This is a genomic window from Pantoea sp. ACRSB, assembly GCF_022346905.1.
Lineage (GTDB): Bacteria > Pseudomonadota > Gammaproteobacteria > Enterobacterales > Enterobacteriaceae > Pantoea > Pantoea piersonii.
In genome coordinates this window covers 1-18981 of the sequence record NZ_JAKRNL010000017.1, presented here as the reverse complement: position 1 = coordinate 18981, position 18981 = coordinate 1, and the positions used below count along the sequence as shown (strand labels likewise).

General features: G+C 51.6%; 16 protein-coding genes and 2 pseudogenes. 11 read left to right on the top strand and 7 right to left on the bottom strand.

All coding sequences use genetic code 11. The features are described 5' to 3' along the window. Positions 1-66: hypothetical protein (locus tag MHZ89_RS22185; RefSeq protein ID WP_311784624.1), on the top strand; the 66-nt coding region annotated here is incomplete at its 5' end. A gap of 151 nt (positions 67-217) precedes the next feature. Here the strand turns inward: MHZ89_RS22185 and MHZ89_RS22180 are convergent. Continuing rightward, entirely contained in the window at positions 218-523 is a 306-nt protein-coding gene (locus tag MHZ89_RS22180) for a putative quinol monooxygenase (protein ID WP_023328886.1), read from the bottom strand. 125 nt (positions 524-648) lie between these two features. Between MHZ89_RS22180 and MHZ89_RS22175 the strand changes: the two genes are divergently transcribed. Then, on the top strand, positions 649-1635 hold the full coding sequence (locus tag MHZ89_RS22175) for a GlxA family transcriptional regulator (protein ID WP_096073947.1): 987 nt from the start codon (positions 649-651) through the stop codon (positions 1633-1635). A 78-nt stretch (positions 1636-1713) separates the two neighbouring features. On the opposite strand, the pseudogene MHZ89_RS22170 reads toward MHZ89_RS22175, so the two are convergent. Further along, positions 1714-1833, bottom strand: a pseudogene (locus tag MHZ89_RS22170) (family 1 glycosylhydrolase); the annotation flags it as partial. Positions 1834-1905: 72 nt separating this feature from the next. On the opposite strand from MHZ89_RS22170, the pseudogene MHZ89_RS22165 reads away from it, so the two are divergent. From MHZ89_RS22165 to MHZ89_RS22130, 8 genes and pseudogenes are all read left to right on the top strand, one after another. Then, positions 1906-3069 (top strand): annotated as a pseudogene (locus MHZ89_RS22165) (IS3 family transposase). A gap of 625 nt (positions 3070-3694) precedes the next feature. After that, the gene (locus MHZ89_RS22160; protein WP_311784623.1) at positions 3695-4552 is read left to right on the top strand and encodes a transporter substrate-binding domain-containing protein; all 858 of its coding nucleotides are present in this window, start codon (positions 3695-3697) and stop codon (positions 4550-4552) included. An 11-nt stretch (positions 4553-4563) separates the two neighbouring features. Next, positions 4564-5223, top strand: coding sequence for an amino acid ABC transporter permease (locus MHZ89_RS22155; protein ID WP_287607697.1), 660 nt, complete (start codon positions 4564-4566; stop codon positions 5221-5223). Beyond that, positions 5220-5858, top strand: coding sequence for an amino acid ABC transporter permease (locus tag MHZ89_RS22150; RefSeq protein ID WP_096073950.1), 639 nt, complete (start codon positions 5220-5222; stop codon positions 5856-5858). Before MHZ89_RS22155 ends, MHZ89_RS22150 begins: the two co-directional genes overlap by 4 nt. A gap of 4 nt (positions 5859-5862) precedes the next feature. Next, positions 5863-6675, top strand: a complete 813-nt coding sequence (locus MHZ89_RS22145; RefSeq protein WP_089562624.1) for an amino acid ABC transporter ATP-binding protein — start codon at positions 5863-5865, stop codon at positions 6673-6675. Continuing rightward, positions 6668-7924: a M20 family metallo-hydrolase gene (locus tag MHZ89_RS22140; RefSeq protein WP_227741452.1), complete on the top strand. Its 1257-nt coding sequence runs from the start codon at positions 6668-6670 to the stop codon at positions 7922-7924. Before MHZ89_RS22145 ends, MHZ89_RS22140 begins: the two co-directional genes overlap by 8 nt. Beyond that, positions 7921-8619, top strand: coding sequence for an urea carboxylase-associated family protein (locus MHZ89_RS22135; protein ID WP_287607707.1), 699 nt, complete (start codon positions 7921-7923; stop codon positions 8617-8619). The genes MHZ89_RS22140 and MHZ89_RS22135 overlap by 4 nt, the downstream gene beginning before the upstream one ends. Before the next feature lie 78 nt (positions 8620-8697). Continuing rightward, entirely contained in the window at positions 8698-9288 is a 591-nt protein-coding gene (locus MHZ89_RS22130) for a cupin domain-containing protein (RefSeq protein ID WP_096073951.1), read from the top strand. 155 nt (positions 9289-9443) lie between these two features. On the opposite strand, the gene MHZ89_RS22125 is transcribed toward MHZ89_RS22130, so the two are convergent. Further along, on the bottom strand, positions 9444-10235 hold the full coding sequence (locus tag MHZ89_RS22125) for a hypothetical protein (RefSeq protein WP_311784622.1): 792 nt from the start codon (positions 10233-10235) through the stop codon (positions 9444-9446). Between the two features lie 875 nt (positions 10236-11110). Here MHZ89_RS22125 and MHZ89_RS22120 point away from each other — a divergent pair. Then, positions 11111-12258 (top strand): IS3 family transposase gene (locus tag MHZ89_RS22120; protein WP_311784621.1). Its coding sequence is split into 2 segments (ribosomal slippage): positions 11111-11348 and positions 11348-12258, totalling 1149 coding nucleotides; the frame shifts between segments, so codons are not numbered across the junction. A gap of 1282 nt (positions 12259-13540) precedes the next feature. On the opposite strand, the gene MHZ89_RS22115 is transcribed toward MHZ89_RS22120, so the two are convergent. From MHZ89_RS22115 to MHZ89_RS22100, 4 genes are all read right to left on the bottom strand, one after another. Then, on the bottom strand, positions 13541-13726 hold the full coding sequence (locus tag MHZ89_RS22115) for a general stress protein (RefSeq protein ID WP_075203188.1): 186 nt from the start codon (positions 13724-13726) through the stop codon (positions 13541-13543). A gap of 681 nt (positions 13727-14407) precedes the next feature. Beyond that, positions 14408-14734 (bottom strand): four-helix bundle copper-binding protein, encoded by a 327-nt coding sequence (locus MHZ89_RS22110; RefSeq protein ID WP_075203187.1) that lies wholly within the window; start codon positions 14732-14734, stop codon positions 14408-14410. Between the two features lie 569 nt (positions 14735-15303). Next, positions 15304-16827, bottom strand: coding sequence for a sensor domain-containing diguanylate cyclase (locus tag MHZ89_RS22105; RefSeq protein ID WP_227741453.1), 1524 nt, complete (start codon positions 16825-16827; stop codon positions 15304-15306). A gap of 1400 nt (positions 16828-18227) precedes the next feature. After that, a protein-coding gene (locus MHZ89_RS22100) for an IS1-like element IS1A family transposase (RefSeq protein ID WP_310581374.1) occupies positions 18228-18925 on the bottom strand; the annotation gives its coding sequence in 2 pieces (ribosomal slippage) (positions 18228-18676 and positions 18676-18925; 699 coding nt in all). Between the last annotated feature and the right edge of the window lie 56 nt (positions 18926-18981).

The following is an 18981-nucleotide window of genomic DNA, read 5'->3' as shown; positions in this document are numbered from 1 at the left end:
GCCCTGGTACGAGCGCTGAACAAAATGACGAAAGCAGGTATGGCTGAAAGCGTGCGTATTGCCTGAAAACACAACCCGCTACGGGGAGACTTACCCGAAATCTGATTTATTCAACAAAGCCAATTTTCATCAAAAATGTCCGCGAAGAGCGGACATGTAAAATTTACAGCCTTCTGTGTGCACTATGAGATGAGAGCTGAACTCATAACGTACCGAATTAAATACCTTTTGCCGCAATCAAAACCGCAGGATGAATGTGTGGTTCTTCTGCCAGCAGAGCGGGTACGGTAGCGAATATTTGTTTAGCTGCCTCACCGGACATATGGAGTTCTCTTGAGTCTGTACTACTGAACAGATCCACAAGGAAAACCGTTTCAGGACTCGTTTCTGAACGGATCACCAGCCAGTGAGTGGTGCCCTCTTCTGCATTAACATGAGGCAAAGCAGCGGCTATGCGCTCTGCTACTTCAGCGCCTTTTCCTTCTCTCGCTTTAAATGAAATCAGTCCTGCTGTTGTACTCATTGTTTCTTTCTCCTGTTGTAATAATCATGGCTTTCTTACGAGAATTATTGTATCAGGGTTAGGCAACATGGCACTGTGGCGAATCTGCCATTAAACCGGCTTTTTCGGCCAGCTACAGGACTGACATGAAAAAGATAGTCATTATTGCTTCCCCGGGATGCCTTGCTTCAGGCTATACCGGGCTGGCTGATATGTTCTCTCTTGCCGGAAGAGCCATATCAGCTGCTCGCAAGGAGCCGTCACCCTTTAATATCATGACAGCAAGTCCGGACGGGCAGCCTGTGACCGACGGAAGCGGGCGGTTACTGACCGCCGATGCGGCACTGGCAGATATCAAATCATGCGATGCGGTTCTGATCCCCGGGTTTGTACCCGATGCATCAAACACGCCGCCACAGCTCGGTAAACTGGGCAGCATAGCGTCATGGATACGGCAACAGTACGTGCATGGCGCGCTGACTTGTGGCTCGTGCAGCGGAGTGTTTATGCTGGGCGAGGCGGGGCTGCTCAACGGCAGAAAATGTACGACAACCTGGTGGCTGTACGATGAGCTCAAGCGCCGTTACCCCCGGGCAAACGCCATCTGGGGCAATGCTCTGACTGAGGATAACCGTATAGTTACGGCTGGCGGGCCGCTTTCATGGATTGATGTGGCCTTACACGTTGTGCGTCAGCTTGAGGGGGCGGAGGCTGCGCGCATTGCAGCAGAATTTACTGTAGTGGATACAACGCCTCCCGCAAGGGCTGTTTATATGCCCACCGCGCACCTCAGCCGGCCGGACAGTATTCTGCCCGGTGCAGAATTTTTTATAAGGCAGGAAGCATCAACGCTGCTTACCACAAGAGAGCTGTGCCGGCGCCTTGCCATTTCGGAGCGAACCTTTCACAGGCGTATAAAGGCGGAAACAGGCGAGTCACCGAAACAGTTTATCGACAGGATCAGGTGTGAAATGGCAAGGCTGGCACTTGAAACATCCGCTAAAACCATAAAGCAGATCGCAGCTGATGCAGGTTACGCGGATGAGGGCAGTTTCAGGAGGGTCTTCAGCCGGATGACCGGTATGAATCCGGCATTATACCGCCGTTGGGTGAAAGACCGTACCCGGGAATAATGCACAGTAGGGCCGGGAGGTATCCGCGCGGAATTATGAGACGTCCTGACAGCACAGTGCTGCCAGGACTGTGCTGTGTTAACTACCGAGGTCTTTTCCGTTCGTGGCGATGACTTTTTTATACCAGTGGAAGCTTTTCTTACGGGAGCGTTTTAGTGTTCCGTTCCCCATATCATCCTGGTCAACATATATAAATCCTGAAGTGGTTTACTGAATTTGGCCACCTGAACAGAGGTGATATGCTCACCTCAGAACATTACAGGTGCCTCAATGAAAAAAAGAAATTTCAGCGCAGAGTTTAAACGCGAATCCGCTCAGTTGGTCCTTGATCAGAACTACACCGTTGCAGCTGCGGCCAGTGCTATGGATGTGGGTCCTTCTACCATGACGCGATGGGTAAAGCAGTTGCGGGATGAACGACAGGGCAAAATACCTTAAGCCTCCCCTATAACCCCAGAACAGATTGAAATACGTGAGCTGAAGAAAAAGCTACGACGCATTGAAATGGAAAACGATATATTAAAAAAGGCTACCGCGCTCTTGATGTCGGACTCCCTGAACAGTTCTCAATAATCGGGAAACTCAGGGCGCGTTATCCTGTGACCACTCTCTGCCACGTGTTCGGGGTTCACCGCAGTAGCTACAGATACTGGAAAAACCGTCCTGAAAAACCAGACGGCAGACGGGCTGTATTACGCAGTCAGGTACTTGAGCTACATGGCATCAGCCACGGTTCGGCCGGAGCAAGAAGCATCGCCACAATGGCAACCCAGAGAGGCTACCAGATGGGGCGCTGGCTTGCTGGCAGGCTCATGAAAGAGCTGGGGCTGGTCAGTTGCCAGCAGCCGACTCACCGGTATAAGCGTGGCGGTCATGAGCACGTAGCTATCCCGAATCATCTTGAGCGACAGTTCGCTGTAACAGAGCCAAACCAGGTGCGGTGATGTGACCTATATCTGGACAGGTAAGCGCTGGGCGTACCTCGCCGTTGTTCTTGACCTGTTCGCAAGAAAACCAGTGGGCTGGGCAATGTCGTTCTCACCGAACAGCAGGCTCACCATTAAAGCGCTGGAAATGGCATGGGAAACGCGCGGCAAGCCCGCCGGAGTAATGTTCCACAGCGATCAGGGCAGTCATTATACAAGCAGGCAGTTCCGGCAGTTACTGTGGCGTTGCCAAATCAGGCAGAGTATGAGCCGACGTGGAAACTGTTGGGACAACAGCCCGATGGAACGCTTCTTCCGGAGTCTGAAAAACGAGTGGGTGCCAGTGACAGGTTATATAAACTTTAGCGAAGCTGCTCATGCGATCACGGACTATATCGTCGGGTATTACAGCTCGCTAAGGCCGCATGGGTATAACGGTGGGTTACCCCCAAACGAATCGGAAAACCGATACTGGAAAAACTCTAACTCGGTGGCCAGTTTTTGTTGACCACTTCAGCCGACCACTTCTCAGGGGCAGGTAACAACAGACGTATCGGGAACGCTCAGCAGCAACTGGTGCTGGAAGCCTTACGTGACTACTTAAATCCGGAAGCGTTTAACCGGGAGCTGGACGCGCATACGGCTAAAAGAAAGGCATAGCGCGAGACAGCAAGAGAAATAAGAGGCTTTGTTATAGGCAAAGCCTCTTATTGCTCTTGCATGAGGTGCGAATGTCTGGATGAGTTTTACGATGATAGAGAACAACCTGATGAAAGACGGGGACTTTTATAGCTTTATCCGATCCGTTTCATTGGCTTTACGCTGCCGCTTCTTGTCCGCATCTTATTCTGCGAGGGGGCATTTCTTCTGCAGTGCTCCTTTCTTTCTGCACCAATAAATATCGCGGCTGCATTATTTCTGTGCATTTGCAGCCAGCAAGCCTCGCAATCCTATCTGTAAAACGCCGACATCTGCTAAATAAGATTATTGCTTTTTAAATTTAAAATCATGTGTTTAAAAAAATTGCATCACTTTTTGGTGCTGGTGGTTTTCGACTGGCATGCTTCATGCTTATTTCACCCTGTTCAAGTAACTTGAATAAATTTCAAAATACTTTCACCGGGGTGGCTAACATGAAACGACGTAAAAAGGCGCTTTCTCTCAACTGGGCGATGCTATGTGTAATCGGCGGATTTTCCGCGACGGCTCACAGTGCAGATGTGCTGGATCGCATCAAAGAAGAAAAAACTATCACCATTGCGACTGAGGCGCGTTACGCCCCCTTTGAGTCGGTAGAAAACGGCAAGATCGTGGGTTATGACGTCGATCTGATGAACCATATTCTGGAGAAAAAGCTGCCTGGCGTGGCGGTTAAACAGCTTGACCTGCCGTTTCAGGGCATCCTGCCCGGGCTGGATGCCAGGAAATTCGATTTTGTGGTCACGGCAGTCACCGTAAACAAACAGCGCGTTGCGCACTTCGCGTTTACCGTACCGATTGCAGAATCTACTGTTGCGCTGCTTAAACGTGAAAATGACGGCACCATTACCACATTAGAGGATCTGAGCGGCAAAATAGTCGGATCCCAAGCGGGCTCAGGTCAGTTGCAGGTGTTGCAGGAGTTCAACGCAAAACTGAAGGCCAGCGGCAAGCCGGGCATCAAAGAGATCAAGCAGTACGTTTCTTTTGATGAGGCCTACGCCGATCTGGCAAACAAACGTCTGGATGGCGTCGCGCAATCTCTTGCCAACCTTGGTCCCCTGATCAAGTCACGCCCGGGCCTTTTCACCACCCTGAAGCCCATGCTCGGACCCACTACCTATTTCGGTTGGGTCGGGCGTCAGGATACTGACAGCGCATCTTTAGTGAAGCTTCTCAGCGATGGCATCAGCGAAGCCAACAAAGATGGCACGATGAAAGCCCTTCAGCAGAAATGGTTTGGTTTCGTGATGGACGTGCCGGCGGACAAAATGCCCGCACCCGCACTGTAAGTGGTGAGAACATGGGTGAATTCTTCTCGCTGCTGACCCGTTGGCTGCCGATGTTAATGAATGGCGCGGTGACTACCGCCTCATTGTGCATCGTTGCCATCGTTGCTGGTTTTTTTGTCGGTGTGGTGATTTATCTGATGGAGAACGGCCGGTCATCAATCGTGTGCAGAGTCGCCCGTGTGTATATCAGCCTGTTTCGTGGCACGCCGGTTATTGCACAGGTCTTGCTCTGTTATTACCTGCCGGGTGAGCTGGGCCTGTCATTGCCTGGCTACCTGGCCGCTGTTATCGCACTCACGTTGAATACCGCAGCTTACCAGTCACAGATTTTGCGCAGCGGTTTTCAGGCCATTGCGCCAGGACAACTGGAGGCTGCGTCAATCTGTGGGCTGACGCCACGCCAGGCGCTGTGGCATATCCAGATCCCGCAGGTGCTGCGTTTGACGTTACCGTCGTTAATTTCCGAGTTGATCGACGTGATCAAGGCTTCTGCAGTAGTGTCAGTGATTGCCATTACGGATCTGATGCGAGTCGGGCAACAACTTGCCTCCTCAACCTACCGGCCGCTGGAAGTCTATATTGCTATCGCGCTGTCGTACCTGGTGCTCACCAGCCTGCTTTCGCTGCTGGGCAGCTATGCTGAACGCCGCTGGCAGAAGGAGGGCCAATGAACGACTTCCTGCTCTATATTCCCGATTTTGGTCACGCTCTCGTCGTTACGCTCGGTATCAGTTTATGTGCTGCGTTGTCAGGCGCTCTCATCGGTTTCGCTGCGCAGGCCATAAGCCGTATGAATACGTTATTGTACGGATTGTGGCGCACTTATGTCTGGCTGGTACGCGGCACACCCTATTTAGCGCAGCTGGCGGTGTTCTACTTTGGCCTGCCGGCAATCGGCATCACGCTTAGCGCCGTCGAAGCCACAGTGATTTCACTGGCACTATACAGTACCGCTTACTTCAGCGAAATTTTCCGCGCTGCATGGAAGAGCATCAGTGTCGGACAACTGGAAGCTGCGCAGGTACACGATATTTCTGCCTGGAAAAGCTTCTGGCATATCCAGACGCCGCAGGCGCTTCGTTTCAGCCTTCCATTACTGGGTAATCAGTTTATTTCCACGATTAAAGAAAGCGCGGTGGCTTCGGTGATTACCGTGCCTGAACTGACTATGACGACCGGGCAAATTGTCGCCAACACCTACACCTATATCGTGCCGTACACCCTGTTGATCCTCAGCTACTGGCTGCTGGCTCAGGGTGTCAGTATCGGCGTGCGTCTGTTGAGCCGCACTTCTGTAGAAGGATAAGAGCATGCATCCCCAACCTATTCTTGAACTACGCCGTGTTGGCAAGTCATTTGCCGACAATCGGGTGCTTGCGGATATCAATCTCACCGTCAGTACCGGTGAGATCGTGACGCTTATCGGCCCTTCAGGCTCGGGTAAAACCACCGCGCTGCGCTGCATGAATTTTCTCGAAGCCTATGACGAAGGAGACGTGCTGATCAAAGGGCAGCTTCTGGGGTACAGCAGCAACAGCCGTAGCCTGAAAGATCGTGACAGCGCAGCGTTGATTGCCGAGGTGCGTCGTCCACTGGCTATGGTGTTTCAGCAATTTAATCTGTGGCCACATATGACGGTATTAGAAAATGTCTGCGCACCGCTAATCCTTGGCAAGAAAACGCCACGCGATGTGGCGCGAAAGAAAGCGGTGCAAGCACTGGCGCAGGTGGGAATGGCGGAAAAAGCCAGTGCGCGGCCAGCTCGCCTTTCTGGAGGACAACAACAGCGCGTTGGTATTGCCCGAGCACTGGCGCTGGAGCCGGAGCTTATGTTGCTGGACGAGCCTACTTCGGCACTGGACCCGGAGCGTGTGGAAGAGGTACAGGACGTGGTGAAAGCCCTAGCCAATGACGGGATGACCATGGTGATGGTGACCCATGAAATGTCATTCGCTGCAAAAATTTCCTCACGCATGGTATTCATGGCGGGCGGTTCGATTATTGAAAGCGGTGCGCCAGATAAGCTGTTTCGTCAGCCCCAGACCGATCGACTGAAGAATTTCCTCGCGCCCTGGTTTAAGCGCCCGTTGCAACTGGACGAAGGGGAGATAAACGATGCCTGATATCACCCCAATGCAGGTCGTGGCGCAAGTCAGCCAGCAGCGTCTGTTGGACAGACTGGCGCAACTCGCCCGCTTTGGCGCGCAGGAAAATGGTGGCGTTGATCGCCAGGCACTGTCGACTGTGGAACTGGATGCACGCGCCTGGTTAATCGATTGGGCCGGCTCACTGGGCTGTGAAGTGATAACCGATGACAGTGCCAATCTTTTCATTCGTCGTGCCGGACAAGAGGCTTTGCCGCCTGTGGTTACCGGCAGCCATATTGATACCCAACCGTCTGGGGGAAATCTTGACGGTTGCTATGGCGTTATCGCGGGAATGGAGTGCCTGAGCGCATTGCATGATGCGGGGATTACGACGCGTCGCCCAATCGAGGTCGCAGTCTGGATGAATGAAGAGGGCAGTCGTTTCGCCCCGGGCGCAATGGGATCCAGCGCTTATGTCGAACCCTCGCGCTTGAACAATTATTTGGCTCATCAGGATGCAAGTGGAACCACAGTGGCGCAAGCGCTGCAACGGTGCCATGACCGTTTTCCCCATTTACCCCGCCGTGCCCGCGTTCCCTTTGCTGCCTTTATTGAGCTACATATTGAGCAGGGACCCGTGCTGGAGCAGGCCGCGCTGCCGCTGGCTGTGGTCAGTGGTATTCAGGGCGTGCGTTGGTATCAGGTTACCTGTTACGGCGAATCTGCACACGCCGGCACGACGCCCATGGCTGTGCGTCAGGATGCGATGACGCTCGCCCGTCACACGGCTCATCAGGTCGAACTGGCGATGGCGCATCTGCCAGCGGAAGAATTACGTTTGACTTTTGGGCGCTGGGACATAGCGCCAAACGCCATTAACACTACCGCCTCGCGGGTGAGTTTTACCATAGATTTTCGCCATGCTGACACTTCAGTTCTCGCGGAGTTTGACGCCGTCATGCAGCAATTTGCCGCTGTGAATGTTCAGGTCAAAAGCCTGTTTCATCATCAGCCAGTGGCCTTTGACGTCGGATTGATATCACAGCAGCATGCCAGCGCTGAGGCGCTGGGAATCGCGGCGATGAAGCTGATGTCCGGCGCCTTCCACGATGCGATGCATCTTGCCGGACACTGCCCAACCAGCATGTTTTTCGTCCCCAGCCATTGTGGTATTAGCCATAATCCGGCTGAGCACACTGACCCTCAATATCTTTATCTTGGCGCCAAAGCGTTAGCGCACTGCCTGACAGAACTGGCCAATAAACCTGAAGGAGTTAATCCATGAGCACATCAACCTATCCTGCATGCTGTGACAAAGACAACGGCAGCGCGCTGGGCAGCAACGCCACGTTATCTTCCGCGATTTCTGCAGACGGTACGCCGATTCCTGGAGAGCTGTACACTGTGCCGGCACGCTGCGGCTGCGCCGTGCGTTTGAGAAAGGGGCAAATTATTCGTATTATCAACACGCCCGGCAGTCAGGTTTGCGATACCTGGCTGTTCAACAGCGATGATCTCAGCGAGTTCTCCTCGATGGAACATACCCGAGCCTATATTGATAAGATCATCCCGAAGGAAGGCGATGCATTAGTCACCAACCAACGTCGTCCGATTGGTACGCTGCTGACTGACACTTCGCCAGGCATTCACGATACGCTGATAGCCGCTTGTGACCTGCATCGTTACACAAATTTAGGCGTGACTGATTATCACGACAGCTGTGCCGACAATATGCGCCTGGCACTAAACGCTATCGGTTTGCGCGCCCGTGAAGTGCCGCAGCCACTGAACCTGTGGATGAATATCCCGGTCAATGCCGACAATTCCATCTCCTGGCTGCCAACGGTGAGCCAGGCAGGCGACTACGTAGAGATTCGTGCCGAGCTGGATTGTATTGTGGTGATGTCGGCATGCCCGCAGGATATCGTGCCAATTAACAGCTGTGATCCACAGCCGGTGCATTTCTACGTAGCGGCTTGATAAGCCAGCCTGCTCGTTCAGGCATTAACGTGCCCGGCCAATGTCGGGCGTTTTAATAGAAAGTGACAGAAGCAAAGTATGAAAAAAAACGGCGAAGCCAGTGGAATAGGGTTATCAGATTTAGGCATGCGACTACGCCATGCGCGCTTAGCGCAGGAGATCACCCTGAAGCAACTGGCGCAAAAAGTCGGCTGTTCAGAGAGTTTGCTGTCGAAGCTGGAGAATGAGGTCGCTGCACCGTCTCTGGCAATGCTACACCGTTTGGCCACCGCACTTGAAACCAACATCTCTGACCTGATGGCTGAAAGTTGGGTGGCCGATTCACCCGTGATGAAGGCGGACAGCCGCCAACGCAAACGCTTTGTGCACCGTAACAGGAAAGGTGGCATTGAGTTGGAAAACCTAACACATCACCATAAAGGCGGCCTGTTGCAGGGCAATATTCATGTTATTGAACCCGGTGTCGCCAGTGACGGACAGATTGAACATCACGGAGAAGAGATGGGCTATGTGCTTGAGGGAGAGGTTGCGCTTTACCTTGGCGATCAGGTTTACGCACTGAGTGTCGGGGACTCGTTCTATTTTCCCAGCAATGTGCCGCACGGTTACCGCAATACCGGCACAACGGTTGCCAAAGTGTTGTGGGTGAATACTCCTGTCACCTTTTGATGATGTATTAAGTACAGGCTGGTAGCCCAGTACTCTGGTCAGGCAGTACCTGAGCGAAGTTTAACATGATGACTAAGTTGTTAGACAGCGAGACGGCTAAACCGGTAAATTGATCATTAAAGCAGTAAAGACTGCCGATACGATCAGAAAAGAATCTACTCAAAATCATTTGGCACCAGACAGGATTTCGATAGGCTACGCCATAATCCTGCGGTGGGATATTTCCAGTTAGCTAAAAGCCAGTCATGTTGCAAGCTGCCATCTTTTTCAAAGATCGATTTGCCTTTTGCGAGCGGAAAACTGTAATGGTGTGGTTCATCGTCAGGTCCGACGTATACAGTTGCTTCGATTGCCGCATTGGGACCATAAAGTTTAGAGAACTGACTGTTCAATGGCGTAATCAGATTGTGTTCTGCTACGGTATAAGGTTCTTCGGGTGTTGCCACAAACACCTCGCTGAAAGGAGGTTGGTCTAGCAGATCGGCCATCCCAGGCAAATCAATGGCATTGTTTACCATTACCCACTTTGTTTCACCCGGTGCAATACTGAGTGGGTTGTTGGCGTTTTTGTCGGAAGACAGCGAACAGCGCCCATACCAGCCTGCTTTTCCTTCACGCGCAACGTGACTGCCAGTGACTTTAATACTAGCGGCGGTCAGCATAGCTGTAGTGCTGCCATAATTACGGAGTTCCATTACAAGGAATGCTTCGTCGCGGGCCTCACGGATGTCCGGTCTGAACCGGTAAGGTTTCAGCCGCGCTTTTATGACAACGAGAGTTTCTTTTTTATTGTTTAGCCATTGTTCGACGCTGCTAAACGTCGCGCCGATATCATTGATATAGCCGCACATGACTGCAATTAAAACCAGCACACCGGAGACTTTAACCTTATGCGCCAAGATGCTACGCCAAAGAATTGATAGAAAATTTACAGTATTGCGAAACATAACGACTTTTCAGAGGAATGAGAGTTAATACACTAATTTATAATATGCCCTTCAATCAGCAATACAACTTATTACCTCAATATCCATATCGGTATGCCGATTGTGAGTTGCTCTTATACAAGTATACAGAAGATGTAATTTGAGTGGCTTAAAGAGCCAAATGGACCGCGAAGACCTTATAGGCCCTACTTTAGTCGCCCTGCCCGACCGCCGTTTTAAGCAGCGGCCTGTCAGGTGCACTGAAGCCAGACGGTCGAAGACAAAAGAACGTTTCAGCCGCACAACCCACAGCGACACCCACCCTATTAGTTACAGCACGCATCTATAAGCCACAAAGATACCGGCCCTGCGGGCCGGGCGGCGGCGGCTGGTCAGGGGGGCAACCGGGCTTCAGGTCTGGCTCCGGATTTTTGCCGGAGAGGGGCATGGGGTTTCAGGTCCGGCTCGGGTGGGGGTATATGGAAGTGTTTATGAATGATGTAACTAATATGCTGCCAACAACAGCTATTTTAGATTCAGAGCTATCTTCCACCTATCTACCCTTTCTACGAATAACACTGTCTTTTATGCCCAATGATATCATCTGTTATGCCGGGTAGCGCGTTACATCTTCTTTCTATAGTGCTGTTCTGCACCCACCCCGCCCGACCATTCGGGAAAATTTTATTATGACCTGCATAGCCAAATGTGATTTAAGGTCAGCGTATTTATTTTATTACCTTCAAACTCGCTTTTATTTGCTAGCAGCATGGCCAGTTAATCGATGCGCTCGTCTCAAAAAGCTACTCATGCATATAATGTAAAAGGATAATTGAATCGCCACGGGTTTAACAGACACCTCAGAGTCATTTAAGATGGCTTAAAGAGAGGTGCCCATGAGCGGTAAGCGTTATCCCGAAGAGTTTAAAATTGAAGCAGTCAAACAGGTTGTTGATCGCGGTTATTCTGTTGCCAGCGTTGCAACACGTCTCGATATCACCACCCACAGCCTTTACGCCTGGATAAAGAAGTACGGTCCGGATTCTTCCGCTAATAAAGAACAGTCAGATGCTCAGGCCGAGATCCGCCGTCTCCAGAAAGAGCTGAAGCGGGTTACCGACGAACGGGACATATTAAAAAAAGCCGCGGCGTACTTCGCAAAGCTGTCCGACTGAGGTACGCCTTTATCCGTGACAACACCTGTTGCTGGCCTGTTCGCCTGCTCTGTCGGGTGCTGGATGTTCATCCCATTGGTTTTTACGCCTTGCTTCAGCAGCCGCATTCACAACGCCATCAGGCAGACCTGAGACTGACAGGACAGATTAAACAGTTCTGGCTGGAATCGGGATGCGTCTATGGTTATCGCAAAATCCATCTGGATCTGCGGGACAGCGGGCAACAGTGCGGAGTGAACAGAGTCTGGCGACTGATGAAACGTGTCGGGATAAAGGCTCAGGTCGGATACCGGAGCCCGCGGGCACGTAAAGGCGAGGCCAGTATCGTGTCGCCCAACAGGCTCCAGCGACAGTTCAATCCGGATGCTCCGGATAAGCGTTGGGTAACGGACATAACCTACATCAGGACCCACGAAGGCTGGCTGTATCTTGCCGTGGTTGTTGATCTGTTCTCACGCAAAATTATCGGCTGGTCCATGCAATCCCGGATGACAAAGGACATTGTCCTGAACGCACTGCTGATGGCTGTATGGCGCCGTAATCCCCAAAAACAGGTGCTGGTTCATTCGGATCAGGGCAGTCAGTACACAAGCCATGAGTGGCAGTCGTTCCTGAAATCACACGGCCTGGAGGGCAGCATGAGCCGTCGCGGTAACTGCCATGATAATGCGGTTGCAGAAAGCTTTTTCCAGTTGTTGAAACGCGAACGGATAAAGAAAAAGATCTACGGAACGCGGGAAGAAGCCCGCAGCGATATTTTTGATTACATCGAAATGTTTTATAACAGTAAGCGTCGGCATGGTTCCAGCGATCAGATGTCACCGACAGAATATGAAAACCAGTATTATCAACGGCTAGGAAGTGTCTAGATTATCCGTGGCGATTCACTTTTAACATAACAGTGCGGTCAAGAACTGCCGCGAAGAAGGTAACCCAAAAGATGTTTCCGGTAAGTCCATGACAAAAACATGCAGAGAGCTTTTTACGCCTTAGTGCCGAATAGTTGTGGTGGATTCGCTTCATACCTTCAGGCTACGCATCCGTTTTCAGGACAAAAAAACCCGCTCAGGGCGGGGAAAATTAATTACAGAGGAATATCTCTGTAACTGATTCGACAGATGAAAAATATTTAAGTTCTATAATGGATTAAGCTTTTTAAATAAAATGGCTTGTATCTGCCTAACAGAAGGCATCAAAGAGAAAACCATAGTCGCAGACGCAGCATTGTGCAGATCAAGGCATTTTTCTGGCCAGCATCCGTATGGCCTTCTGGCAGTGTCGGCGGATAACAGGATCGTCAGTACGCATGCTCAAGCTATACAGCGAACAGATGATGTCCTGGATCTGCTTGTTGCCCCCGTTCTCAATCAGTTTCAGAATGACCTTCCTGAGTAACGCCCTGATCTCCTGTTTTTCTGCTTCACAGATTTTATTTTCCACCAACTTCAAGACGCCGGGGCGGAAGCAGGAAGGGTGCCCGCCACCGGATATGGCCGGCTCCGTGAGCTTTTTTCACCTTCCCGTACGGAAAAGCGCAGCTGCCAGATGAAAAAGCACCCGTAAAAAGGAAGCCGTAAAAAGCTATTAATTGTTTAATTTCCCGGGCATGGGCAGTGTGATTATCGGGCAGGATTATGAAGAATTTAGCGCTGGCGAATATGCGAAACACACAAAAAACCGCCATTTTGACCCTGAGAGAAGATTCAATATGGTTTGTCCGGGCTGAAACCAGCAGGAGTTGACTCTCTTAACTCTAGAGAAAAACAGCACTAATACAGGTGCATATTACAGTGAGCAGCGGCCTTTCCTGACGCGCATTTCACTGTCCGATTTACCGTCCCGGCGCTTCCGGTCAGGCTTCGGTTTTTTTTCAGCCAGCCGGGAAAACGTCAGGCTGGCTGCCCGCAACCACAAGCAAAAGACCCGCCATCTTTCTTTAGCGGGCTGAACAACAAATCATGTTCATAATTTACGGCCAATGTGCCGAAACCAGCATGGATCAGCACCCTGAAAGCCTGGAAAGAAAAGCGCCATCGTGCAAGTCTGCCGTCAGATGTAGCTTTTCCCCGGGTGCCTGGAAACTCTCTTTTAACATAACGATGTATGCATGACATTAGAAAGCCCGCCAGAGGCGGGCTTCGTCACCATGTTTCACCGAACCTGGCGGTTAGAAGGGCCTCTCCGGCTGATTTGGCTCCCTTTTCTTCCTGCTTCAACTGCTCGCTCAGGGCTGTTTCTGAAGTTTCCTCCGCTCATACGGCCGCCTTTCCGTCCGAGTTCTGCAGCCCACTCCGGATTTTCCGCAAAGTTTCCGGCTCCACCACGATATACTGCCATAGCACCCCCGCTTCATGTTAAGCACCGACCTTAAACCATAGGAGAGATTGTTTTACCGGTGGGTTTTTGGCAGTAACTTGTGACGCAGGCAAAAAAGGTGCCGTAGCGCCGCCAGAAATCAGTTTTTCATTGTGATAAAGCCCTGGTGTTGAGCTTTACATTACATTATCGGGGTGTGTAGAGAGAATTTAGTAATCAGTCTCTTCTTTATGGTGCCGGGCAAACCCTGCCAGCCACATAAGGGTTCATGCCCGCATCCTTGAGAGGCCCTCAGCGTGATCCCGGCGCGTCCGGGCAGTTTCCGGCACCTTTACCCCTCCCCTTCGCGTAAAAAAGCTCCATTTTATCCCTGTGCGGTTGCATGGACATGCACGCGAGTGAATGACAATCAGTTAAAAAACATATCCATAGCCAATAAGTCATTTAAGCAGTTAGCTAATGTGTGATTTGCTAATTCAGTTTCTGGCACTTGGCGACATAACACGGACACATAGTCCGCTTTGAGCGAGAAGCGGACGTTAAGTCATTAAAGTAATTTTTCCCACATCTTGTCATTAAGGCTGGTACTCTCAGATAAATCCTTTTCCCCCTGTCCCCCTAAACTTATCCATCTCCTCTTCTGCGGCTTATTGGAGGGAATAGAAAACCCGCCAAAGCGGGTGTGGTCACTTAAATTACTTTTCAGGCGGACATCTTTCTGCACTGTTCGGCGCAGTGATGACAAGCTCTGGAGCAATCCTGGCAATGGTCATGTTCATGCTTTCCACACTCATCGCCGCACTTCTGACAAACATCAGCGCAAAGCCGACAAAGATCCTGAGCAGATTCGCTATTAAGTGTCATGAATTGAGCTGCAAGCCGGCAAAGATTCGCACACTGCATATCCAGTTTTATGCACTCGCGCATCATCTCAAGGTTCTTTTCTTCAAGACATGAAGCTGCACAGTTGTCACATGCAGCTGCGCACAAATAGCAGGCTTCGATACATTTTTTGTATTCGTCTAACATGATTTCTCCTTTGCTTAGTTTACGTATTAAGCATGGAAGAAATTACTTGTTATGCAATTCTGGTATGCGTTAATACTTTTTCAGCATTTCATATGACTGGCTTGCAGAGCATCTTTGTGGCTATCGATAACACCACGGTCCGCCTCTGGCACATAGCGGACGCTGTTATCAACAGCTGATGGCCTCCTTCGATTCCCCGGCATTACCGGGTTGTCAAGCTCCGCTCAGCTAACCGGCAGAGCCGGTAATAGCGCATCCGCTGTTACAGTACATTTTCGGGTGCCCGTCAGCCCAGATAAGCACAGGAGCTGATTTTTTAGCGCAGGGGATAGCTCTTTCCGGTGACGTTTGCCTGCCCGTACCGTTTACGACCAAAAGCGCTGTTACCACACAGGCTCTTTGTGCCCGGCCGTAAAGCGAAAAAATCAGGTCGGCACAGGCCGACCCGGAATAAAAACTTACCTGCCCCCGTGGAATGGCGCGCATTTTCTGCGATGAGAACATTTATCAAAATATTCATATACTTAATCGGTGAAGGCCTCAAAAAACACCTGACGTTATGTTTTCAGTCAGAGCAGACAAATGCCCTGCGTACCCGAAATGCAGTTACGCCCCGCCTGTTTGGCGGCGTAAAGTGCGCCGTCAGCGGCAAGTTTCAGGGACTCCGGGGTGTCAACCGCTACAGAGGCGCTGATGCCGGCGCTCAGGGTGACAATCCGCTCCGGCAGTTCGGTGGCTTCATGCGGCAGGGCTGCCCGGCGAATGGCTTCCAGTGCCCGGTGGGCCACTTTCTCGGCGTCCCGGGCACTGGTGCCCGGCAGGATAATGGCAAACTCTTCCCCACCATACCGCGCCACCCGATCAGTGCTGCGCAGCGGAAGATGTTTCAGCACAGCAGCCACTTTCTTGAGACAGCTGTCGCCGGCGATATGACCATACGTATCGTTGTAGCGTTTGAAGTAATCCACATCAAACATAACCAGGGATACCGGACCCCGGGCAGCGCTCAGGCTTTTCTCCAGGTAAAAATCAAACTGCCGCCGGTTACCGAGGTTCGTCAGGCCGTCGAGCATGGCCAGGTCGCTGAGCGTACTGTTGAGCCGCGTCAGCTCATCCCGGGCACGCAGCAGGTCCTGCTGGCTGCGCAGGGTGGCGTGCAACTGGCGAAGCACCAGAAAGCCGAACAGCAGAACCAGCAGCCACGTAAAAATATTCACACTGATACCGGTGATATTATTCCGCCACCAGGCATCGCGAAGCATCCGGGTTTCATAACCCACCGCCACAACCAGCGGATAGCGCTCCAGGCGGGCATAGCCGAACAGGCGCCTCTGCCCGTCCATGCGGCTGTCCCAGGTATCACTGCCGATACGGGATTCCCTGAGCAGGGTAGTGAAGAGGGGGCTGGATGAAAGGCTGCGGTTTATGTCGCTGTCCGGAAAGGGCCGGGAATACAGCAAAATACCTTCCATGTTCATCAGGGCCAGCATGTCCCCCGGGCTCTGTTCATACCAGCCGTAGAACTGCCGGAAATAGCCTACCTTAACGGTGCCGAGCACCACGCCCCGAAAATGACCCTCAGCATCATTCAGGCGCCGGGAGACCGGAATAATCAGCTCTCCCGAGCTGCGGCTGCGGATGACCTGTCCGATATGAACACCTTCATCGGCATATTCCCGGTGCCGGATAAAATAGTCCCGGTCTGCGTTGTTCATGTGTGGAGAACGCTGGTCCAGAGAGGTGGCCAGCCAGTTACCCTCGGCGTCATACACAAACAGGCCTTCCAGCTGAGGCAGGGAAACCGACTGTGCGGCCAGCAGCCCGCGTTTGCCACTGTAAGCTTCAGGCCGGGCATAGACATCATCGGCCTTGCGGGCGATTTCATCCAGAGCAATGCTGACCTGCAGAAATGTATCCTGCGCCTGGCGGGACAGGGACAGGGCCTGATTGCGGGCCTGAACGGCAGCGTCTGCCAGCCGGTCCTGCCAGGACTGCCATAGCGCCCAGCTGCACGCCGTTACGATAAAAACGCTGATGAAAAGCAGGAACAGGAGCACGGAACGTTCCGTTTTCCTGATACGGGTTAAGGGCAAGGTCTTACTCCGGAAAACAGGGGGTTATCTGGAAAAGGTAGCAGTAATCAGCGGTCCTGCCCCCCGGACAACAGAGACATATAAAAAATCCCCGGCGGACCGGGGGAGGCGAAAACATCTATCTGCTTTACTGAATCACACAGCTGGAGCTGCGTTTTTATTTTACCGGTAAGCCCGGGCGGACCTGAGCACAACAAAAGCGGTGCTGCGTTTATTTTAACTAAAACTTATTCTGAGTGCTGTCAGCAGGTTGGTTTTATCCGCCGCGGGCGCAAACGTATCCGGGACCGGGAAAGAATGATGCAAACAATATTATTAGCCTGGCTATAAAAACATAAGACTGAAAGAGAAACAACCCGGTCACATAATATAACCGAAGACATAATCAGATAACGCCTTTCTCTGATCCGTTCGTTGCAGTCTGATGCGCCTGGGATACGGATTCTTTCGGCACAGCTGTACACATATCATCGTAGTGCATTTCTTGCCGATATCCGCTTCTGGCACATAGCGAACACAAAAATCAACACTCTACTGGCCTCTCTGGCTCCCCGGCGTTTCCGTGTCGTCAGTCCTGGTGCGCTAACTGGCAGAGCCGGTAAGCTCCGCCGGACCACGTGGCGTTTCGGTCCTCCCGGCTGGGGTCTGATAGTAGCGGCAAGGTCAACCCCTGCAAGGGGTTTATCACTCGCACGTTCACTGCTCACAAAAGACCTGGTCGCTGAGGGCTGGCCCGGCAATACGCCGTGCCGTTTAACTGAAGCAACAGCCGTTTTATTTAGTCTTTAAAGAAAATATGTAAAACGGCTGTCGGCAGTTTTCATACCGCCTGGCGATTTTGTTTTTATGTTTCCCGTCTGATGCCGCGTTTTTTTCAACGCGAAGTATGACCCGGGCCTCACTGGCATTACAGACGTCAGTAAAAAACCGCCCGGAGGCGGTTTTAGATATCTTTCGCTGGATTCGAGAAATGGTCATCTTCATGGAAAAGATTTTTGTCATCTGTTTTGTCGTGTTCTTCTTCCTCATCGTCTTCATTACGGTAAGCCGGGCTTTCAGCATCATCAGGCACCGGTTCTATATAATCTGGATCGGGACGTTCAGATATAGTGACCTCAGGTTTTCTGCCGGGGCTTCAACTGTATATGCATGAACTAAAGAACTGGTGGCTGTTTAACGAATATGTGGGCTAAGCGTAAATAAATTTATTTTTAGCCGCTTGTGCTTGTGGCAATGAAGAGGAGCACCGGGACGTGAAGACAGTACAAAAACAAAAGAGACGCTGCCACCAAATTCCGGCCCTGAGAGGGCCGTTTTTTTCAGAGAAATGATAAAAAACCATCGCATTGACTCAAGACATAATTTTCTGATTAAGCAGTAAAAATGGTAATGACTCCAACTTATTGATAGTGTTTTATGTTCAGATAATGCCCGATGACTTTGTCATGCAGCTCCACCGATTTTGAGAACGACAGCGACTTCCGTCCCAGCCTTGCCAGATGCTGCCTCAGATTCAGGTTATGCCGCTCAATTCGCTGCGTATATCGCTTGCTGATTACGTGCAGCTTTCCCTTCAGGCGGGATTCATACAGCGGCCAGCCATCCGTCATCCATATCACCACGTCAAAGGGTGACAGCAGGCTCATAAGACGCCCCAGCGTCGCCATAGTGCGTTCACCGAATACGTGCGCAACAACCGTCTTCCGGAGCCTGTCATACGCGTAAAACAGCCAGCGCTGGCGCGATTTAGCCCCGACGTAGCCCCACTGTTCGTCCATTTTCGCGCAGACGATGACGTCACTGCCCGGCTGTATGCGCGAGGTTACCGACTGCGGCCTGAGTTTTTTAAGTGACGTAAAATCGTGTTGAGGCCAACGCCCATAATGCGGGCGGTTGCCCGGCATCCAACGCCATTCATGGCCATATCAATGATTTTCTGGTGCGTACCGGGTTGAGAAGCGGTGTAAGTGAACTGCAGTTGCCATGTTTTACGGCAGTGAGAGCAGAGATAGCGCTGATGTCCGGCAGTACTTTTACCGTTACGCACCACCCCGTCAGTAGCTGAACAGGAGGGACAGCTGATAGAAACAGAAGCCACTGGAGCACCTCAAAAACACCATCATACACTAAATCAGTAAGTTGGCAGCATCACCG